Origin of the sequence: Salinicoccus siamensis, from assembly GCF_042429615.1 — a bacterium.
Lineage (GTDB): Bacteria > Bacillota > Bacilli > Staphylococcales > Salinicoccaceae > Salinicoccus > Salinicoccus siamensis.
Genome location: NZ_JBHMAH010000004.1, coordinates 172,116 through 194,417, shown reverse-complemented (window position 1 = coordinate 194,417; position 22,302 = coordinate 172,116). Strand labels below are relative to the sequence as shown.

15 protein-coding genes are annotated in these 22,302 nt (G+C 45.5%); 5 read left to right on the top strand and 10 right to left on the bottom strand.

From position 1 onward, the window contains the following. Window positions 1-209 precede the first annotated feature (209 nt). Window positions 210-1,958: a solute:sodium symporter family transporter gene (locus ACFFLE_RS01640; protein ID WP_380569437.1), complete on the top strand. Its 1,749-nt coding sequence runs from the start codon at window positions 210-212 to the stop codon at window positions 1,956-1,958. Between the two features lie 22 nt (window positions 1,959-1,980). Here ACFFLE_RS01640 and ACFFLE_RS01635 read toward each other — a convergent pair whose 3' ends face one another. The 4 genes from ACFFLE_RS01635 to ACFFLE_RS01620 form a co-directional block, all read right to left on the bottom strand. Next, on the bottom strand, window positions 1,981-3,225 hold the full coding sequence (locus ACFFLE_RS01635) for a peptidoglycan bridge formation glycyltransferase FemA/FemB family protein (RefSeq protein WP_380569436.1): 1,245 nt from the start codon (window positions 3,223-3,225) through the stop codon (window positions 1,981-1,983). Between the two features lie 21 nt (window positions 3,226-3,246). Further along, window positions 3,247-4,521, bottom strand: coding sequence for an aminoacyltransferase (locus tag ACFFLE_RS01630; RefSeq protein ID WP_380569435.1), 1,275 nt, complete (start codon window positions 4,519-4,521; stop codon window positions 3,247-3,249). Between the two features lie 7 nt (window positions 4,522-4,528). Next, on the bottom strand, window positions 4,529-5,788 hold the full coding sequence (locus ACFFLE_RS01625) for an aminoacyltransferase (protein WP_380569434.1): 1,260 nt from the start codon (window positions 5,786-5,788) through the stop codon (window positions 4,529-4,531). A gap of 200 nt (window positions 5,789-5,988) precedes the next feature. Next, window positions 5,989-7,248, bottom strand: coding sequence for a Y-family DNA polymerase (locus tag ACFFLE_RS01620; protein ID WP_380569433.1), 1,260 nt, complete (start codon window positions 7,246-7,248; stop codon window positions 5,989-5,991). 133 nt (window positions 7,249-7,381) lie between these two features. On the opposite strand from ACFFLE_RS01620, the gene ACFFLE_RS01615 reads away from it, so the two are divergent. Further along, window positions 7,382-8,380, top strand: a complete 999-nt coding sequence (locus ACFFLE_RS01615; protein ID WP_380569432.1) for a cation diffusion facilitator family transporter — start codon at window positions 7,382-7,384, stop codon at window positions 8,378-8,380. 55 nt (window positions 8,381-8,435) lie between these two features. Here ACFFLE_RS01615 and ACFFLE_RS01610 read toward each other — a convergent pair whose 3' ends face one another. Further along, window positions 8,436-9,428, bottom strand: coding sequence for an LCP family protein (locus ACFFLE_RS01610; RefSeq protein WP_380569431.1), 993 nt, complete (start codon window positions 9,426-9,428; stop codon window positions 8,436-8,438). A 146-nt stretch (window positions 9,429-9,574) separates the two neighbouring features. Here ACFFLE_RS01610 and ACFFLE_RS01605 point away from each other — a divergent pair, with 146 nt between their 5' ends. After that, window positions 9,575-10,531, top strand: coding sequence for a DUF1002 domain-containing protein (locus ACFFLE_RS01605; protein ID WP_380569430.1), 957 nt, complete (start codon window positions 9,575-9,577; stop codon window positions 10,529-10,531). Between the two features lie 30 nt (window positions 10,532-10,561). Here ACFFLE_RS01605 and ACFFLE_RS01600 read toward each other — a convergent pair whose 3' ends face one another. The 3 genes from ACFFLE_RS01600 to parE all read right to left on the bottom strand — a co-directional run bounded on the left by ACFFLE_RS01600 (window position 10,562) and on the right by parE (window position 16,486). After that, on the bottom strand, window positions 10,562-12,034 hold the full coding sequence (locus ACFFLE_RS01600) for an alanine/glycine:cation symporter family protein (protein WP_380569429.1): 1,473 nt from the start codon (window positions 12,032-12,034) through the stop codon (window positions 10,562-10,564). 71 nt (window positions 12,035-12,105) lie between these two features. Beyond that, complete coding sequence (parC, locus tag ACFFLE_RS01595) at window positions 12,106-14,514, bottom strand: DNA topoisomerase IV subunit A (protein ID WP_380569428.1); 2,409 nt, start codon at window positions 14,512-14,514, stop codon at window positions 12,106-12,108. Then, a complete protein-coding gene (gene parE / locus ACFFLE_RS01590) occupies window positions 14,507-16,486 on the bottom strand; it encodes a DNA topoisomerase IV subunit B (RefSeq protein WP_380569427.1) in 1,980 nt (659 codons plus the stop codon). The genes parC and parE overlap by 8 nt, the downstream gene beginning before the upstream one ends. A 213-nt stretch (window positions 16,487-16,699) precedes the next feature. Between parE and plsY the strand changes: the two genes are divergently transcribed. Beyond that, window positions 16,700-17,284, top strand: a complete 585-nt coding sequence (gene plsY, locus ACFFLE_RS01585) for a glycerol-3-phosphate 1-O-acyltransferase PlsY (protein WP_380569426.1) — start codon at window positions 16,700-16,702, stop codon at window positions 17,282-17,284. Between the two features lie 14 nt (window positions 17,285-17,298). Continuing rightward, window positions 17,299-17,577, top strand: coding sequence for a HesB/YadR/YfhF family protein (locus tag ACFFLE_RS01580; protein ID WP_380569425.1), 279 nt, complete (start codon window positions 17,299-17,301; stop codon window positions 17,575-17,577). 46 nt (window positions 17,578-17,623) lie between these two features. On the opposite strand, the gene acnA is transcribed toward ACFFLE_RS01580, so the two are convergent. Then, complete coding sequence (gene acnA, locus ACFFLE_RS01575; protein WP_380569424.1) at window positions 17,624-20,329, bottom strand: aconitate hydratase AcnA; 2,706 nt, start codon at window positions 20,327-20,329, stop codon at window positions 17,624-17,626. Window positions 20,330-20,502: 173 nt separating this feature from the next. After that, a complete protein-coding gene (locus tag ACFFLE_RS01570; protein ID WP_380569423.1) occupies window positions 20,503-22,083 on the bottom strand; it encodes a glycine betaine uptake BCCT transporter in 1,581 nt (526 codons plus the stop codon). Window positions 22,084-22,302 lie beyond the last annotated feature (219 nt).

Here is a 22,302-nt window from a genome sequence, read left to right as displayed (position 1 = left end):
TATAAGTATACTAAGATAAAAATACAAGTTAAAATACAACAAAAACACCTATTTTATTAACATTTGTTGTTTTTATGTTAATGTATGTAAAACCCTCGTTAAATAGACACATTAATATTTGCAAAACTCATTCATTTAAAGTTTAATAGATGCATATTGAGAGTATATTAGTAAGGACTTTTTATTAATATACTCATGGAGCTGATAAAATGGTCTATACCATTGTTACATGTTTTCTCTTCATGGCTTTCGTCGCTTTTTATTCCTATATGAAAACGCGCAATACTGTCGGCGACAGTGCTGGGTATTTTCTTGCGGGACGCGGTTTGACGGGCGGATTTATTGCTGGTTCCCTTGTGCTCACCAACCTTTCTGCAGAGCAGCTTATAGGGCTTAATGGACAGGCCTACAATTCAAATATGTCCAATATGGCATGGGAAGTGACGGCCGGCTTTGCCGTCATCATTCTTGCACTGATTCTTCTTCCGAGATACATAGGCGGTTCGTTCACCACTTTACCTGAATTTATAAATAGCCGTTTCGACGAAGGTACACGGATGATGGTGACTTTACTCTTCATGCTCGGCTATACATTCGTCACAATCCCCTCTGTTCTCTATTCCGGATCCATTGCGGTGCTGCAGCTCTTCGATGTACCCGCCCTCCTTGGTCTTTCCCTTGAGCAATCGATGTGGATTGTCATTTGGATTGTAGGTATAATTGGTTCCATATATGCTATATTCGGCGGATTGAAGGCAGTTGCGATATCGGACACCCTGAATGGCATTGGCTTACTCATCATCGGTCTGCTTGTACCTGTCATCGGTTTCTACTCTTTGGGGGATGGAAACGTATTGAGTGGCATGAAGGTGATTGCCACTAACAATCCAGAAAAATTAAACGCCATCGGCTCGAAGGAAGACTCCGTCCCTTTCGGTACGATATTCACCGGTATGATTTTCGCCAACTTATTTTATTGGGGTACCAATCAGTATGTCATCCAGCGGACTCTTGGGGCAAAGAACCTGGCTGAAGGACAGAAAGGCACTTTGTTTGCCGGTTTCCTCAAAATACTTGTCCCCATCATGATGATGATACCAGGCATCATCGTCTATCATCTATATGGAGATGGACTCAAAACCATGGATCTGGCCTATCCTACATTAATCGCTGAGTTACTGCCTCCTATATTAAGCGGATTCTTTCTGGCTGTTCTGCTCGGCGCTGTTTTCTCAAGCTTTAATTCACTGTTGAACAGCGCGGCGACAATGTTCGTCTATGATATTTATAAGGTCAAAATGAACAGGAATGCTTCAGACCGTGAGATGATAAAGGTCAGCAAATGGTTCGGCACCCTACTTGCCCTTGTTTCCTTCTTCATCGCTCCACTCCTGCTCCGGGCGCCGGAAGGATTATGGAATATCATCCGCGAATTTACCGGATTTTTTAATATACCGGTAATTGCCATTATCCTCACCGGAATACTTTCCAGAAAAGTACCTCCTATTGGAGCCAAGGTGGCGATTATCGTCCATGTCGCACTCTACTATATGTTGATATGGGGCCTGCCGATGTTTTTCGGCATCAATTTCGACATCAGTTTCATTCATATACAGGGGATGCTTTTCGTGTTGGCTGTGGCAATTATGATGCTCTCCATGCTCATAAAGCCGCTTGATGAACCCCATCATTTCAAGTCTGACCCAAAAGTGGATATGACCCCATGGAGATTTGCGCTCCCAGTCACTTTCCTGCTAATCGGGGCCATTATATTCTGTTATATCCTCTTTTCCCCGATTGGCCTTGCCCATGACGACAGCATCGTTTCACCATGGTTCGGGCCAGCTACAGGCGCCCTTATATTATCCACGATCATATTATGGTCTCTTGCCTACAGAAAATGGAATGATAGGTACGGGGATATGCTGAAAAAACTACAGAATGAAAAGAAACCATAGCGGCTTCGCTATGGTTTCTTCACTATATTCTATTCAATTTCTGTGCCAATTTATATGCAGGCTTGTTGAAGACTTTCTCAAAAGTGCCCGGTAGCTCTTCTATGAATGTATTATATCCTTTTTTGAATTTGAAGACACCGTAATCCTTGGACTGTTCCGTAAAATCGCCGGTCAATCCAAAGAAATTGAAGCGTTCCGCTCCGAGTTCCTTTGCTTTTTTGATCATCTGCCATGTCGTGAAGTTCGTACCCATGAACATGGAATGTTCCGGATAGCTGCCGCTGAATAGATAAACCATTTCATGGTTGTTGTAATAATACATGGCTGCAGAAAGCTCTATGACTGTGCCATACTCTTCTTTCACATTCTGGATCTTTTTTATCCGTTTCTCTTTGTTGCCGAGGAGGTCCTTTACTTCATTCACCCTCCCCTTCATCCTTTTTGTACCATTGCCGGAATCGATTTTTTTCTGCATCTCTTCATATTCTGCAGTAAGTTCGCCGAGTTCACCATTCAACTGTTCCAAATACTCATCCAGATTGATATAGCTCAAAGTGAGATAAGTACGCTCCTTTAGAGCATGGAGCAGATTTTTTATCTTTTCCCCACTTACCGGGTCGAAACCGATGCGTTCCTCGGTGTCTTTATATATCTGGATGAATTTATCATACTCATCCTCATCCAAATAACGCAATTTCAGGCCCATCTGCTCACTCGCACGCGTATTATAGCGTGTTTTTGAATCCATATCTTTAATGAGCTGCTCTTCATCCTTATTCAAATCAAGTACAGCCTGATGTCTGAGCAGTTCATCTGTAACCAGCTGTTTGGTGAAACCATTATGTGAATACCCCTGATTGATGTAGATGTCTATGATTTCATGATTGTTTTTAGGGCTTTCCACAATCTCTCCATCGTTGTCTCTCATCTGATAGATCATATAAGGGGAATGGATGAGTTTTACAGCATGATGTTTTTTGACGTGATCGTCGATTTCCTTCAGGAAGAACTGCAGCCTCTCATTCGAGAATGGCTGGATTAATGGACCTGTATGAGAAGTGAATAGCCGATAGCGTTTCAGGACCGATGTCGCGCTGAGCATGGAGACCCCGACTAGCGCATCATCTTCATAGAGGCCAAGCAAGTGCGTCTCCTGTGTCTTTGAAATGTAATCATAATAAAGCGGGTCATGGAGATAGTGGCAATGTCCCTTATACTCTGCCATGAACGCTTTAAACGTTTCTTCCTGGATTTGTGATATCTGCACTGTTCAACCCTCCTTCACTATTCAGTTGCTTTTTGAAGCTGTCTTCTGTTCGATTTTACGTTTCACCTTATAGAGATTATAAGGCACTTTACTGATGACCTTGACGAAATCACCGACCAGTTCCTCTATTTCAGCGTTGAAGCCACGTTTGAAACGGTAGACGCCGTAATCCTCCCCATCTTCAGAGAAGTCACCGCTCACCCCGTAGAAGTTATATCTGTCGATGCCATTCTCCAGACAGTATTTCATCATTTCAAAGTGCATCATGTAGGGTCCGACAAAATGGGCGAACTCGCTTGAACTCGCACCTGAGTTATAGACCATCTCATAAGGGGTTTCAAAGTAGATGCCCGCCCCAAGATTCAGGACATTCCCTTCCTTTTCACTTATCTCCATGGCACTTTTGCGATCTTCAGTCATCTTGTTGATCTGTTTATCATGTTCAGCAATCTTATTCAGAGTCTTATCATTCTTGCTGTCCTTCTGCATGAGCTGGTCCCGCTTCCGCTCATTGTCTGTGATCTCCTGCGACAGGTTCTCTACGTATTCATCCAACTCTATATACGCAAGGGGGATAAGGACCTTATCTCCATAGGCTTTCTTGAAATTGGAGAAGTATTCCTTCGGATTCGGATGGGTGAAGAACCCCTGCCTCTCACTTGTATCCAAGTAGAGATCCATGAATATATCGATCTCATCGAGATCGAGGAACCGCACCTTCACACCGAATTTCTGTGCTTTCTTTATATTCCGCTTCCTCTGTGAATCGAAGGACTTAAAGAGGCTCTTTTCATCATGGCCCGACAAATCGAGGACACTCATCCACCGCGCCTGGGATGTTTTAGAATAGCCGCGGGTGAACCCTTGATGCACATATCCTTCATCTTCCATCAGTCTGATCAATGCATCCTGGGCCGGATATTCCTCTTTAGGCACTACATCCTTATCATATTTTCTATAGATCCAATTCGGATCAAGTTTTACATACAGTCCGTCATTCTTCTTGAGATAGGTTGTCAGCTCCTGCAGATAGAACTTTACAAGGTCGTGATCATGGTAATCCAGTACGGGCCCGCGGTTGGAATAATAGAAATATTTGCCGAGGACCGTTTTCTTCAATGTGAAGAGACATGCTGCTATCACCGTACCACTTGCATCCTTAACGCCAAGCAGGCGTACCTTCTGTTGATCCATCTCCCTATTCTTTTTATTTTCTATCATCTGGAAAAAGGCCGATTCCTCTCCTTTTTCTATATAATCTTTATATTCCTTTTCAGTCAGTTCAACGAATTTCATCCGTTTGTTACCTCCCTATTCTCTCTCTTAGTTTTACGAGTGACTGATACACCCTATACGCCGGCTTATTGATCGGCTTGATGAAATCGCCGATATATTCATAGACTGTGGCGTTGAATCCTTTTTTGAACTGAATGACGCCGTAGTCTTCCGCTTCTTCTGAAAAGTCTCCACTGATGCCGTAGAAGTTATACAGTCCAATATCATGGTCCAGGGCATAGTTGATCATATGCCATTGGATCAGATAACTGCCCGCGAAATGCCTGAAATCATTATCGCTGCCTCCTGCAAGATAAACCACTTCATGCGGGGTGATGAAATAGTAGGCACTCGCTATGGGAAGCTCATTGCCGTGGGTTTCACGTAATGTATGGCCTTCCTGCAATTTATCTTCTATATTTTCGAGCTGAGCCGTCAGATTCGTTATTTTCTTTTCAGCTTTACTGTTGGCTGGATCTTTTTCGAGGTCACGATTCGCTTTACTGATGTTTTTCATCAATGCGTCCCGATCCTTTGTGATCGATGCGACATATTCATCCAAATTGACATACACAAGTGGAATCAGGACATTGTCTCCAAAGTGCTGCTTACGGCTGATATAGTAGGAATCATCGCGGTCTGTGAAGGATTTCATTTCAGATGTATCCCTCATGAATTTCCTGAAGACATCTATCTCGTCAAGCCCAAGATAACGGACATGAAGACCATGCTTCTGTGCTTTTTTTATATTCCGCTTCCGGAGGCTATCCATATCATTCAACACAGCTTTGCTGTCTTTATCTCTAAGGTCAAGAACCGAATGCCATCTGATCTGGACGATTGGATCGAATCCGACGGAGAATCCTTCATGTGTAAAGCCCAGTGCTTTGAAGTAATCGAATATATAGCGGTTCCCCCTATCTTCGAGGATATCGCCTTCGTGGTTGCGTTCTTTGATTACTTCATAGGGGTCTACTCTGACATGCATCACTTTCTTTGGTTTCAAGAAGGCATTAAGCCCTTCGAAAAATGTATCGAACACCTTTTTATCTGAATAGTCCATGACGGGCCCACGATTGGTATAGGCATATTTGAATACCTTCATTACAGGGGTCAGGGTGATGAGGCAGGCCGCTTTTACCGCTTCCCCGTCCTTCACGCCTATCAGGTAGGTTTCAACACCCTGCTCAATTTTCAGACGATAATTATCCACCGTCTGTGTAAAATGACTGAAGTGTGTCCGTGTGAACTGTTCGAACTCCTCAGTGGTCAACTCTGTAAATTGCATAATGGCACTCCTGTCAACTAATTTTGATACTCCGAATATATTATCAGATTCCAAACTTAATGCGAATTGAAACCTCATAAATATATATAGTCTCCTCCATTATATCATCTGCGGACGGTACTGGCAGTATTTCTGCGAAGTTCATGTCTACACGACTACAATTCACTGTCATTTCCATCGGGAAGCTACACGAAAGACATTTATCTTTTATGGCCAGCTATCAACCCTTCCCTAAGCTTAAGCGTCGAAGGTGCTGTACAACTCAGGGCCCTCATCACGCTGAGTTGTCCAAACCGGACCTTTAATGCATCAATCGTCCTAAGAAAATCCTGCCTCTTCAATTCGCCCGGGTCTTCGAACAGGGATAACTGCCTCATGTCATCTGGTGTCAGGTTTGTCAAAGAGATGCTTAAAGTGCGGTACATCGCATAGGCATCTGCCATACTGACGATGTGTTCCCATACACCCTGCATGATGATGTTCCCGTCATTCGTCCCCCCCTCTAACGTGAACTGCTTTCGATATAGCTTGCCATCTGCTGTCCCTACAGAAAAATGGATGGTGCGTACCAACCGTTTTGATAGACGCAAACGATGCGTCACTTCATCAATATGCTCAAGCATTACAACATAGACTTCATCAAGGTGATAATCACGCATAAGGATTTGACTTTTGGCAATGGAAGGCGCATGTACACTATGCTTTTCACTGATGGTGCTGAAATCGATGCCATTGGCATGCAGATGCCAATCGACACCGATGATGCCAAAGTCCCGCTTCAAATATTCGGGCGGGTAGTGTGCCAGGTCACCCACTGAAAATATGCCGCGTTCATTCAAACGGGCTTCACTATTCTTGTTGATCCCCCACAGTGTTCTAAGCGGTTTGATATGCCACATTTTTTCAGGTACGTCCTCATAGCGCCACTCCGCTATACCAGAAGGCGCACGCTTCGCTTCGATATCCAGCGATAACTTACTGAGCAGCGGGTTCTCCCCAATGCCGACGGCACAATCAATACGCGTCTCCTGATAGATCTCTTTCCTGAGGCGTAGGGCCAGTTCCCAAGGACTTTCTTCAAACAACCGGAAACTCTTTGTAACATCCATGAAGTACTCATCCACGGAATATTGATGAAAATCTTCTGGAGCGACGTATTTCAAAGCAATTTCCGTTATTCTGGAAGAATAATCGAGATATGTCTTCATTGAGGGATTAATGATATAAATATCTTTACGGTTCGGAATTTCAAACAACCGACTGCCAGTCTTTATCCCCATTCTTTTGAGGGCTGGTGTTGCAGCCAATACAACTGCCCCCGGGTTTTTAGTGTCTGCCACTACCGCAAGACGTGTCGTGAGTGGATCTAGACCCTCCTGGATGCAGGAAACACTGGCAAAGAAGCTTTTTTGGTCCACACAGAAAATGTGCCGTTTTGGGCAGATATGATAGTTATACATGTAATCCCCTCCGAATAGAACGTATGTTCGCATACCCGTAAATTCATCATATCATAAAATAGGAAGGTCAAAACATGATTATTTATGGATTTGGGTATGATATATTGTAAAGATCAGTAAGGAGGAAAATGATTTGAAGGATATCATCGCATTACTTAAGAAAGGCAGTGGAGCATCGCTGACTGCATCTATCGTCAATTTCTTCATCGCAGCCATAAAAGGCAGTGCTTTCATACTGACGGGAAATGTTGCCATGTTTGCTGAGATGATGCATTCCATTGGCGATGCACTTAACCAGTTCTTTGTTTATGTAGGCTCCGGATTGTCGAAGAAAGCGCCGACCAAACGCTTCCCCTTCGGCTTTGGACGTCTCGTGAATCTTGTTTTACTATTTGCCGTCATCATCGTCGGTATATTGGCATATGAGACGGTGCGCGAGGGGCTAAAGCACATTTTAGAACCGCTTCCGGTGGAAACCGATACAACAATGCTGCTCATCAACATCGGCGTTCTCGCTATGGCCGCCATACTTGAGGCGTTCGTTCTATTTAAGGCAGGTAAAGAATTGCTCAAACAGGCAGATCAGCCTTTTGATGGCTTAAAGCCGCTTACGACAAGCTTTATCCATATGGACCGTGCAAAACCGGCGACCAAATTGGTGTTCCTGGAAGATACGGTTGCAACCGGTGGTGCACTGCTCGCCATCCTTGCCATACTAATTGCACGCTTTACAGGATTTTCCCAAGCAGAAGGCATCGCCTCGATCATGATCGGTATCGCCATGTTCTACATCGTCTACAAAATTTTCATGGAGAATGCCGCGGGGGCACTTGGTGAACACGACCCGCGCATGGAACAGCGTGTTTCGGAGATTGTGCTGAGACATGATGAAATCAGAGATATACGTAAGCTCTTCGTCATGAAGGAAGGGGACCTCCTCCACGTTGAAATTGTGGCGGAACTGGATCCCGACCTCTCTGTTGAAGAAGTAAACGCCATCCGGGATGACATAGAGGAGATGATCCTGAAACAAAGGCATGTCGTTGATGTAAATACAGAATTTGAGGTCGATGACGGGCACCGGGCATGGCCGCAGACCCAGAATGAATTGGATAAAAAGCCTAAAAAATAATTATGCTCCAAATAAAAAAGGATGGCCCGCAGCGGCCATCCTTTTTTTGTCTTGCCTATTCAGTTGTAGTCTCGCCTTCAGCCGAATCTTCAGCATTGTTTTCCAAAAACTCATGCATATACTGGCTATTGGCCTCAAAATCGAGATCGATTACATTGCCGGCGTGTGACGTATCCATAAATTGGTAGGTGCCTTCTACCGGTACTGTAAGCGTGTCTATGTCCTTATCACTTCTTAGGAGGAAGGAGGCCATCATCCTATACATCTCCCCATCGGTCATGCTCGTGTTGACGTGGCCCATGCCCGTCCCTGCAATTTTAGGCAGTTTCAACACGCCACCGATCGTCAGCACTTCATCCTTCAGGGCGGTGATGACTTGCTGTTGACGCCTTACCCGGCCAAAGTCCCCTTCTTTATCCTGGCGGAACCTTGCATAAGCAAGAAGCTCCTGTCCATTAAGACGCTGTTCACCCTTTTTCAGTTCAACATCAATCTTTTCGGACATATCCTTTTCGACGTCTATCATCACCCCTTTTTTGTTGACCACATCCACTACGGATTCAAATGCTTTGTAGTCAACGACTGCATACTCTTCGATCTGGATGCCGAAGTTCTTTTTGATGGTGCGTCTAAGGAGTTCCACGCCCCCGAGCGAATAGACGGAATTTATCTTGTAGCTTTGAAAACCGGGGATATCCACATAGATGTCCCGCATCATCGATACGAGTTTCATATCCTTATTCATATAATCATATTGGCCAAGCATGATGACGTCCGTGCGTTGTGCCCCGTCAACTTCACGATCTGCCCCTAACAGCAGTATGGTCTTCTTGCCATCATTATTGTCATCCCCACCGAATTCATGTGCCTCTTGTTCGACTCCCTTGTCCTCGGCTATATCCAACCCGGATTGATAGGAGAAGAAGATATACAAAACGATGAAGATGAGCGCTATAAATATAATTAAAGGAATCAGCGTACGCTTGCGCAACCGTTTTCTTTTCATACCCTCACTAGTGCGTCCAGAACGTCTATAGTCGTTATCCATGATACTTGGCTCCCGTCATTAATGTATTCAATCATTCTATCGCGTTTAAAAAGAGATTAAAAGAGAAAACCGCATTTGACCGGATATAATAAATTGTAGAAAGTAATGAGCATATAGTAGAATATAAATATTAGATAAGGAGGGTTATGATGATCCGGAATTGGTTTTTTATCGCATTGGTGGCCCTGGTGCTGATACCCACTGAAGTGCAGGCGGCCGAGTGGCAGGAAGCTGTTACCGTCTATGGTGCCGCCCTTGAGGACGATCCCCAGCTGTTGGAGGATACCGAAGGCATACTCGGTACAAAAAAAGAGGACAAAATCACATTCGTCAACTCGGAGGATGTCGCCAAATACATCGGCAAGGATTATGACGATGCCGTACTCAAATCAAGCATCCGCATCATTCAGAGGGAAGATGGATATGGACTTGACATCACCGTAGATGAAACGATGGGTAAGATTACCCAAATTACGGAAGAGACATATAAAAACGCCCTGCTCACATCGGGTATTACAGATGCGGAAGTCACGATCGGAGCCGCTCAAGATGTCACAGGGGAAAGTGCCCTCTCAGGGATATATAAGGCATTTGAAGCACAGGGGCAGGAAATTGATACCGACCGCACCCGCAATTCCCAGGATGAGTTGGAAGCCATATCAGATATCTCAAAAGAAAATGCGCAAAAAGAAGGGTTTTCACAGGAACAGCTGAATAAAGCCATTACAGACATTAAAATTGAAATCATCAATCAGGGCGGGAATCTGACTGAAGCGGATATTCGCCGAATAGTAGAGGAACAGTTGAATGAGAACGGTCTGGATGGCATAGTGACGGGTGATCAAATCAACCGCCTCGTCAATATTCTGATACAAATACAGAACACGAATATATTTACAGATGAAGAAGCAGAACGCCTCAAGGACAGCGCCCAGAACCTGATCGATGAAATAAGGTCAAGCGATGCATTCAAACAAGCGGCTGATAAGGCAGAAGAAATTGGTCAGGACATCCAGGATTCTGATGCATGGAGCACCTTTAAACGGGCCGTCTCTGATTTCTTCAGTAGCATCATTTCCTTCTTCAAGACATTGTTCAATTAAAAAAACCAGACCTTTAGAAGGTCTGGTTTTTTAATGTCCAGATCTATCCTGATTGCGGTACGCGTAACGGTTTTCACCCCACTCGTCCACATCGCTAAGATCCGCTTTGATATTATTCGTCTGGAAAACTGGATTTTTACCATCCCTCAGTTGCGTCTTGTAGTCGGCGGCAACTTGCCAGACCACATTGCTCAAGCCGAATACTGCAACAAGGTTGGTCACGGCCATCAACGCCATAAACAGATCGGCCATCGACCATGCCGTTTCAAGGTCCATTATCGCTCCGATGAAGACCATCAGGACTACAAGGAGTTTAAAGGCAAACAACAATGTTTTGTTTTCCTTGATGTAGTTGAGGTTGCTTTGACCATAGAAGTAGTTGCCGAGTATCGAGCTATATGCAAACAGGAGGATGACAATCGCAATGAAGGTAGCGCCGAAGGCACCCATCTGCTCGCCCATCGCCGCCTGGGTCACTTGAATGCCCTGCTGTGCCTCTTCACCGTAACTCAAGTCCGTATACATCAATATGAGGATTGCGGTTGCTGTACAGACGATCATCGTATCGAAAAATACCCCGAGCGACTGGATGAGTCCCTGTTTGACAGGGTGGCTGACGGCTGCTGATGCTGCTGCGTTTGGTGCTGAACCCATCCCTGCTTCATTCGAGAATAAACCTCTTTGGAATCCATTCAATATCGCGGCACCGATTGCACCGCTGAACACTTCCCGGATGCCGAAGGCATTCTGGAATATATCTGTAAGCATCGGGATGACCCGGTCATAGTTGATGATGAGTATCACGAATATCACCCCCAGATATATAAGTGCCATAATCGGCACGATATATCCCGTGACATTGGCAATCCACCGTGCTCCTCCAAATATGACGATGGCCGCAAGTGCTGCGATGACGAGGCCAATGACCCACCGGTCTATGTTGAAGGCCTCTTCATAGGCATGCGCAATGGTATTGGCCTGCAATCCATTGAAGACAAAACCGAATGTGACCGTAATCAATACTGCAAAAAAGACGCCGAGCCACTTTTGGTTGAGTCCCTTCTCCATGTAGTATGCCGGCCCGCCGCGGAAACCACCGTCTTTATCCTCGACTTTGTAGACTTGCGCCAAAGTCGACTCGAAGAACGCTGTCGCTGCACCAAAAAATGCAATAACCCACATCCAGAAGACTGCGCCCGGCCCACCGAGCACGATTGCCGTGGCCACACCGGCGATGTTGCCGGTACCTACACGGGACGCTGCACTGATCGCAAATGCCTGGAAGGGAGCAATGCCCTTTCGACCGTCCGGCAATGTCTCCGCCTTCTCGGTAAGTACATTGAACATTTCCTTGAACCATCTGAATTGCACGAACTTTGAACTGATCGAGAAATATAAACCTGCAAGAATCAATAGTCCTATGAGGAAATCTCCCCATAAAAGATCATTACCAACTTCAATGACACTTTTGAACCAACCTGGTACTACTCCTTCATTTTCCATAAAGCACCTCCCAATATAAGTGATGTTATATTATTCTGATGGCTGCTTCAAGTCTAAATTTTTCACTTCATTCAAACATTTTTGAATTTCACCCGCTCCACTTCGCCGAATGTATCTTCATCGACAACGAACGATCCATTGGCGTAGCGGCCGCTGAGTCTGATTGATTTGGCATCCAATCTAAAGGCATCCTTTTCGGACTCAAGTGTGATTTCCACATTATCTTCGACAAGGTTAGCCGCTATAATGCGGTGGGGCTTTGATTTTATTTCCTTCAATAATGCGGTGCCGACTTGGGCTCTGGCGCCATTGTCGAACGCATCGAGACTTGTCCGTTTGACCGCTCCGCGCTGGGATACACTGACTATATAACGTTCAGTTGTAATGAGTCCGGCAAACGCCAGCTTGTCATCTGGCTTAAGTTGGATTGCTTTGACACCTTGTGCCTTCAAGCCGACAGGATTCACTTCAGATATCGGATACTTCAGCGACACGCCTTTTTCAGTCAACAGCAGAATCTCCTCTGTGTCTTTAGTAGCCACCATCACTGATGCCACCCGGTCATCCCCTTTCAGGCTGATGCCTGAAATTGGCCGTCTTATGCGGGAAGCTTCATAAAGCTCAAGGCCGGTCCGTTTTATCTGACCATTCTGCGTTACTGATATGATGTCCAGACCGGCATCGAATGCCTCGAAGGTGAAGGCAGCCACTGGAGATTCTTCAGACGCGATTTTGAAGCGGTTTGATAGGTGTTGTCCATTATCCTTCCACCGGATGTCTGACAGTTCATGCACTGGAATGATCATATAATTGCCGAGATTCGTAAAGACGACTAGGTTTTCCAGTGTGTGGGCTTGCCTGGCATACAAGACTTCGTCCGTTTCCTTCATACCAAGCTCTTCTGGCGTACTCGCCTGATAACTTCTCAAGCTCGTACGTTTCACATAGCCCTCACGGGTCAGTGACACCATCACATCTTCTTTGGGGACGAGCACTTCTTTTTCCAGTTCAATCGCTTCGATTTCATCTTCAATGACGGTTTTTCTCATGGAACCATATTGTTTACGGATGTCCCTCAGTTCTTTTTTAATGACTTTCAAGAGCTTTTTTTCATCTGCGATGATTTCACGCAGCTGGTTGATCGTATAATCAAGCTGACTGTGTTCCGTTTCAAGCTGGACGATGTCTGTATTCGTCAGGCGATATAGCTGGAGCATGACAATCGCTTCTGCCTGAGCATCGGTAAAGCCGAAAGATTCAACCAGGTTTTCCTTGGCGTTCCGTTTGTTGTTCGATTCCCTGATGACGCGGATGACATCATCGAGAATGGACAATGCCCGCATCAGGCCTTCTATGATGTGGATCCTCTTTTCCGCTTCCTGAAGCTCATAATTGGAACGGTTCAGAATGACTTCTTTCTGGTGCGCAATGTAGCTGTTTAGTATCTCTTTTAAGCCAAGCTGTTTTGGGGCACGATCGCTGATGGCCACCATATTGAAATTATAGGAGACTTGCAGATCGGTCTTTTTGTAGAAATAGTTTATGATCCCCTCGACGTTGGCTTCCTTCCTGACTTCAATGACGATCCGCAAGCCTTCACGGTCCGTCTCATCCCGCACTTCAAGAATGCCATCCACTTTGCGGTCCGCCCGCACTTCATCCAGCTTTTTGACGAGGTTCGCTTTATTCACCTCGTACGGCAGCTCCTCGATGATGATCTGCATGCGTCCGCTTCTTAACGTCTCAGTCCTGACTTTGCTTCGGACGACGATTCTCCCCCGGCCTGTTTCGTATGCCTTCTTCAATTCGTTTCTGCCTTGGACGATGCCACCTGTCGGAAAATCAGGCCCTTTGACGATATCAATCAGTTCGTCTGTCGAAACAGTCGGCTTATCGATGACCTTTAATGTCGCATCTATGACTTCCCCCAGATTATGTGGAGGGATATCAGTCGCATAGCCTGTCGATATGCCGGTCGAGCCATTGACAAGAAGGTTTGGGAACTTCGAAGGCAGCACCGTAGGCTCCACTTCTGTGTCATCGAAGTTATTGATGAACTGTACTGTATCTTTATTGATGTCCCGGAGCATTTCGTTGGATATTTCAGAAAGCCTCGCTTCCGTATAACGCATCGCCGCAGGGGGGTCTCCATCAACACTCCCTTTGTTGCCGTGGATGTCGATCAGTTCTTCTCGCATCTTCCATTCCTGGGACAGCCGGATCATGGCTTCATAGACACTTGAATCCCCGTGCGGATGGTAATTACCGATGACATTACCGACGGTTTTGGCACTTTTCCTGAATCCTTTCTCGGACGTATTCCCTTCCTTATACATGGCATAGAGTATACGCCGCTGAACCGGCTTCAGACCATCCCGCACATCTGGAATCGCACGGTCCTGTATGACATATTTACTGTAGCGTCCAAAACGGTCTCCGATTATATCTTCAAGCTGGAGCTGCTGAACATGATCAGTCATTCAAATCACCACTTTCACTCAGTTTAGTGCCATCTTTTTCGAGGATGCTGTCTGCATCTTCCAGCGTGAAGCTGACATTCGATTCAATCCATTTACGCCGCAATTCAACGTTATCACCCATAAGTGTCGTGACACGCTTGAGGGAGAGTGCTTCGTCCTCGACGCCGACTTGTATCAATGTTCTTGTCTCAGGATTCATGGTCGTCTCCCAGAGCTGTTCAGGCATCATTTCACCGAGCCCCTTGTAGCGCTGGAGCTCGATGCCTTTGCCCATGTCTTTTTGGGCCTCCAATAACTCATCCTCGGTCCACACGTAGCGGACGTCTTCTCTCTTCTTCGTCTTTTTCTTCAATTGGAAAAGTGGAGGCATTGCGATATAGATTTTGCCGGCATCAAACAGCGGTCGCATATAGTTGAAGAAGAATGTCAACAGCAACACTTGTATATGTGCACCGTCTGTATCCGCGTCCGTCATGATGACGATTTTATCGTAGTTTGTATCCTCCACCTTGAACTCGGTGCCGACACCGGCTCCGATGGTATGGATGATTGTATTTATTTCTTCATTCTTGAATATATCCTCAAACTTGGCCCGTTCAGTATTGATGACCTTGCCGCGGAGCGGGAGGATTGCCTGGAATCTTCGATCCCTGCCCTGTTTGGCGGACCCGCCGGCAGAATCCCCCTCCACCAGATACAACTCATTCTTTTTGGCGTTGCGGCTCTGTGCGGGTGTCAGTTTACCTGACAGCAAGGTGTCCCGCTTACGTTTCTTACCGTTACGCGCTTCTTCGCGCGCCTTTCTCGCAGTTTCGCGCACATTGCGCGCCTTCACAGCTTTTTTAACAAGTTGTGTGCTGAGCGTACCGTTTTCTTCAAAATAATAAGGCAAGTGTTCGCTTATCAGTGACTCCATCACATTTCTCGCTTCACTTGTCCCAAGCTTACTTTTTGTCTGGCCCTCGAATTGGAGCAAGTGCTCAGGAATCTTGATGGAGATGATGGCTGTGAGCCCCTCTCTGATATCGTTTCCTTCGAGATTTTTATCTTTATCCTTCAACTCATTGATTTTCCGGGCATATTCATTGAATGCCCGAGTAAAACCGGTTTTGAAGCCGACCTCATGTGTACCTCCGTCCTTCGTGCGGACATTGTTGACGAATGAGATGAGCGTTTCTGCGTACTGGTCATTATACTGGAAGCTCACCTCAGCCAAAATGCCATCGTATTCTCCTGAAAATACGACAACATCACCTATGGAATCCTTGCCTTCATTAAGGAATTCAATGAACGCCTTCAAGCCATCCTCATATTTGAAGACCTCTTCGACCGGTTCATCGGGCCGGTTATCTGCAACTGTAATTTCTAGCCCTTTTTCAAGGAAGGCCGACTCACGCATCCGCTCCATGATCGTTTCGAAGTGGAACGTGGTCCCACTCTGGAATATTTGGCGGTCGGGTTTGAAGGTGACTTCAGTTCCAGTTTCCTTGGTATTGCCTGTCACTTCTAGCGCACGATCGACTTTTCCGCCCTCTTTGAATGACATTTCATGTATTTTGCCATCGCGGAATATCCTGACCTTCACCCATTCACTCAGCGCATTGACTACAGAGGCTCCGACGCCGTGGAGGCCGCCTGAAGTTTTGTAGCCGCCGGACCCGAATTTCCCACCGGCGTGGAGCACGGTGAAGATGACTTCCGGTGTGGGCTTGCCAGAAGCATGCATGCCTGTTGGCATACCTCTTCCATTATCACGTACTGTAATGCTCTCATCAGGATTTATTTTAATGTTTATTGCGTCGCCGTAGCCATTGATGATTTCATCCACTGCATTATCTACCACTTCATAGACCAGGTGATGCAGGCCCCTGTAGTCGGTTGAGCCGACATACATGCCGGGGCGTTTTCTTACAGCATCCAGTCCTTCAAGTATTTGAATCGACTCATCTGTATAAGTATTCCGTTTCGTCAAATCAGATTTCCTCCCACAAACATACGTTCGTTATTTTTATCTCATGTTCTATTTTTATACAAAACTTAAATGATTGCAACCCTAATCGGTATACGACAATCATTGTAACACTATATAGTTTACATAATAATATTATAGTAAACTATATTTTATTATACCCATTTAAATTTATATGGTAAACTGTTAGTACCTGATAACAAAAGGGGATTTTAGATGGAAATCAATATGATGCTCCTTGTCTTCAGCTATCTCATAGGAGCAATTCCTTTTAGTCTTTTAATCGGCAAATGGTTTTATAAAATAAACCTAAGGGAGCACGGCAGTGGAAATATTGGAACTACAAACACTTTTAGGATCTTGGGAAAGAAAGCAGGCATAGTCGTCCTTTTATTGGATATGTTCAAAGGCGCACTTCCTGTTTTGATTGCCATACTGATCGATACGGAGATGCATGTCTTCATCCCTGGGCTTGCCGCAGCACTTGGCCATGTCTATTCCATCTTCCTGAAATTCAAAGGAGGTAAAGCTGTCGCGACAAGCGCAGGAGCAGTCTTGGCCTATAACCCTATTTTATTCATCATCCTGCTCACTGTTTTTCTCACTACTCTAAAATTGAGTAAGTATGTATCTCTTTCAAGCATCATCAGTGCCATCGTCTTCTTTATCTTGTCGATCGTCTTTCGGGATTATCTTCTTATTGCCTTTTCATTCATTATCATGGTGGTCATTGTCGTTAGACATTCGTCAAACATCAAGCGTATAATGGATGGTACAGAATCGAAGATTACATTCATGTAGCAGGAGGTGGCATCATGTTGGAAGTTACAGACCGTGCAGTTGATTGGATGAAAGATGAAATGGATCCTGATGAGGGTCAAGGTGTAAACGTTTATGTAAGGTACGGAGGCGATACGCAGCTGAAACAAGGCTTCTCGCCTGCACTCACTGTCGATCAGATTCCTCCGGACAGTAAAATATTCGAATATGAAGGGCTTCAAGTCTTCATCAAGGAAGCCGATTTGTGGTATTTTGAAGACGCTGAACTTCAGATTGATTCCGTGGACGAAGAAGTCATATTCAACCTTAAATAAAAAGCATCCCATCTCGAAGAGATGGGATGCTTTTATGTCTATAATCCTAGGATTTCAGTTTATTCCTAAGTACGAGCTGTAGGATGCCGCCGTTGCGGTAATAATCAACTTCAACATCAGAATCGAAGCGTGCTTTCACTTTGAATGCTACTTTCTCACCGGATTCTTTAGTTGCAGTGACATCAAGGACATCCCCAGGCATGACATTATCGTCTACTTGGATATCAAATGTCTCACTACCGTCCAGTCCAAGGGCTTCTGCATCTTCGCCATCTACAAATTGGAGTGGCAATACACCCATCATGACGAGGTTTGAACGGTGGATACGTTCATAGCTTGCTGCTATAACCGCTTCAACGCCGAGCAGATTCGTACCTTTGGCAGCCCAGTCGCGGCTTGAGCCCATGCCGTAGTCGTCTCCGGCAATGACTACAAGACCAGTGTTGTCTTCTTTGTATTTCATGGCTGCATCATAGATGCTCATCACTTCGCCTGTTGGCCAGTACGTTGTGAAGCCGCCTTCTTTACCTTGTCCGATCTGGTTGCGGATACGGATATTGGCGAATGTACCGCGCACCATCACTTCGTGGTTACCGCGTCGTGAACCGTAGGAGTTGAAATCGCGTGGTGAAACGCCTTGTTCAATCAACCATTTTCCGGCCGGCGTATCTTTACCGATCGCCCCTGCTGGTGAAATGTGGTCTGTTGTGACTGAGTCTCCGAATTTGCCAAGTACGCGCAGTCCATTCAGTGACTTTATGCTGTCTGGCTCTGTTGAGAGATTCTGGAAGAATGAAGGGTTTTGGATGTAGGTGGAATCTGGATTGAAATCATAGAGCGGCTCATCTGTTGTTTCAATGTTGTTCCAGATTTCGTTGGCATCAAATACTCTTTCATATTCTTTCCTGAAGAGTTCAGGACTGACGTTGCTCATGACTGCATCCTTCACTTCCTGAGTGGATGGCCAGATGTCTTTCATGAAGACGTCATTGCCTTCTTTATCTTTACCAAGCGGCTCATTGCGGAGGTCGATGTCTACTGTACCTGCAAGGGCATAGGCTACGACCAGCGGTGGTGAGGCCAGGTAGTTCGCTTTGACGAGCGGGTGTATGCGCCCTTCGAAGTTACGGTTACCGGACAGCACAGAACTTACAAGCAGATCGTTTTCTGTAATTGCTTCTGTGATTTCCGGAAGCAATGGTCCAGAGTTACCGATACATGTTGTACAACCATAACCGACAAGGTTGAACCCAAGTTGGTCGAGGTATTCCTGGAGGCCTGAGTCATCGAGATAGCCTGTCACGACTTTTGAACCAGGAGCCAATGATGTTTTTACGTATGAAGGGACTTCGAGGCCTTTTTCAACTGCTTTTTTGGCAACAAGGCCAGCACCAAGCATTACGTATGGGTTGGAAGTGTTTGTACATGAAGTGATTGCGGCAATGACCAGATCACCTGTTTTAATGTCTACATTCCTGCCATCTTTGAAATTGATGGTCGCTTTCTTGTCGAATTCCCCTTCTTCCATACCATGACCGTGGTTGCCGCTTTCAGCAGTTACGGATTTCCTGTACGAACCTTTCATATCAGACAAGTTGATAAGGTCTTGAGGACGCTTTGGTCCGGCAAGCGCTGGTTCCACAGTAGAAAGGTCAAGTTCCACTTCTTCGGAATATACTGGGTCGTTCTCCGGATTAAAGAACATATCATTTTCCTTGAGATATGCCCTTACAATCTCAATATGCTCTTCGCTGCGGCCTGTCAGCCTCATGTAGTCGAGTGTTTCTTCATCTACTGGGAAAAACCCGCAAGTTGCACCATATTCAGGCGCCATGTTCGCAATTGTGGCACGGTCTGCAAGCGGCAATGCAGGTACACCTTGACCGAAGAACTCAACGAACTTGCCGACCACGCCCTGCTTACGGAGCAATTCTGTTACACGCAGCGCCAGATCCGTCGCAGTTGCTCCTTCCGGAAGAGAGTTCGTCAAACGGACTCCGACCACTTCAGGTACCGGGAAGTAGGAAGGCTGTCCGAGCATTCCAGCTTCTGCCTCTATTCCGCCGACACCCCAACCGAGTACACCAAGACCGTTGATCATGGTTGTGTGGGAATCCGTACCGACTAGAGTATCCGGATACGTGATCATCTCTCCGCCATCTTCTTTTACATGGACGACATTCGCCAAGTATTCAAGGTTGACCTGGTGCACGATACCTGTAGCTGGTGGTACAGCTTTATAGTTATCGAATGCTTTAGTCGCCCAGTGGAGGAACTCATAACGCTCCTGGTTCCTTTCGAATTCAAGTTCCATATTGAGTTCAAGTGCATTTTCAGTGCCGTATGCATCAACTTGCACAGAGTGGTCGATGACAAGATCAACAGGTACTTCAGGGTTAATCTTCTGGCCATCGCCGCCGACATCATCCATTGCTTTCCTGAGAGATGCAAGGTCCACTACCGCAGGTACACCTGTAAAGTCCTGAAGGATGACGCGGGATGGTTTGAATGGCACTTCTTTGCCTTTGTTGCTGCCCTGGTCCCATGTCGCCAATGATTTGATATGGTCGTCTTTAATGACACTGCCATCATATTGACGCAGTACAGATTCAAGCAATACCCTTATTGAGTAAGGCAGTTTGTGAGTTTCTGACATGCCTTGTTCAGTCAAAGTCTTCAAGCTGTAGTAATTATAATCTTTGCCGTCGACAGTGAATGACTTTTTTGCTGATTCACTAATGTTCTGACTCATGTTAATAGCCCCCTATTAATATTCCAGTCGTAAGACCGTTCATATCAATTGTATATCTTTACATAATGGTTGTAAACGCCAGCACCATGTATTCATCAATAATCGTGATACAAAAAAATGACCTAGAGCAATAAGTAATACTTATCTCTCCAGGTCATAATCATAACAATATATTAATCCCTATTATTATTATCTTGTTCTTTTTCGTACTCGCGCATCATTTTCTCATATTTTGTACCTTCATAATCCTCTTTGAAGTATAAGCTGAGCGCCTTTTGTTCTTGCGCCACATCCTTGTAGGTGGCTACCATCATCAATATCAGTATGATGGAGAACGGGAAGGCTGAAATGATCGCCGAGGCTTGAAGTGCTCCGAGTCCGCCACCCATCAGTAGGACGATTGCAATCAATACTTGTGCAAGTCCCCAAATTATTTTAATGCGGTTTGGCGGCGTCAATGAACCATTGGTTGTCTGCATTCCCAGAACGAATGTAGCAGAGTCAGCTGAAGTGATGAAGAAAGTACCGATCAGCAGAACTGCTACAAGGGACACGACCATGCTGAGCGGCATGTTATTGAACATTTCAAACAGCACCGATTCTGTCGTCAGATCTGCGAAGCCACCATTCATCCTGTCTGACTCGATTGCCGTAACACCGAAGACACTGAACCAGAAGAAGCTGAGGACAGCTGGTCCAACCATTACTGCCAATACGAACTCCCTGATTGTACGGCCTCTTGATACACGGGCGATGAATATTCCGACGAATGGGCTCCAGCTCATCCACCAGCCCCAGTAGTAGAGGGTCCAGTTGCCGAGCCAATCATTTTTGGCCTGATCGAGCGGCGCCACATCATAGCTCATATTGATGAAATTACCGATCATGCCACCGAATGTATCAGTCCACATGTTCAGTATAAGGACCGTCGGCCCCAAGACGAGTGTGAAGATCAGCAGAATGCCGCCAAGTATCATGTTGGCATTACTCAAATACTGGATCCCTTTAGATAATCCGGACCATGCACTCCACATGAATAGTGCAGTGATGATTGCAATGATGAGTATCTGTACATAAATGTTATTCGGTATGCCGAATAAATAGGATAAGCCACCATTGATCTGCATTACGCCTAGACCAAGTGAAGTCGCGACACCTGCAATTGTTGCAAAAACTGCAAGTACATCAATGGCTGTACCGAGTGGGCCTTCGACACGTTTGCCGAGGATTGGTTTCAATGTCCTTGAAATAAGACCCGGCTCACCACGTCTGAACTGGGTGAAGGCCAAGGCAAGTCCTACCACTGCATAGATTGCCCAGGCATGGAACCCCCAGTGGAAGAATGTGCGGCGCAATGATTCTTTTAATGCCATGTCTGTACCGGGTTCTGCACTTGGAGGCGTGAAATAGTGGCTGATCGGTTCAGCCGCTCCCCAGAATACAAGACCGATACCCATACCGGCACTGAATAGCATCGCAAACCACGAAATTGTTCTGAATTCCGGTTTTTCAGTTGGTTTGCCCAAACGAATTTGCCCCATCGGTGTAAATACAAAAATAAGGCAAAATACAATGAAAATTGTTGTTAATGATACATAATACCAACTGAAGTTATTTGTGATAAAACCTTGAATTGTACCCGTCACCGATTCAAAGCTATCGGAAAAGAAGACTCCATACAATACGAGTACGGAAACGATAGCCAATGTAATCCAAAACACCGGGGTCAGTTGGACTTTTTCCTTTTCTCTCATGTAATTCCTCCTATGAATATTTCATCCCTGCTGATTACTTTCAATAATACAGCCCACAAAACAATTATTCATGTTACCATACACTGTTGATTATAGCAAACTGCCTAAGGCCCTAAATCATGGAGCATTCCATAAAAACTCCTGAAAACATATTGCACTTTCTTGTCTGTATTGTAGTATTATCTATGATCTTAAATAAATTGAATGGGAGAGAATCCA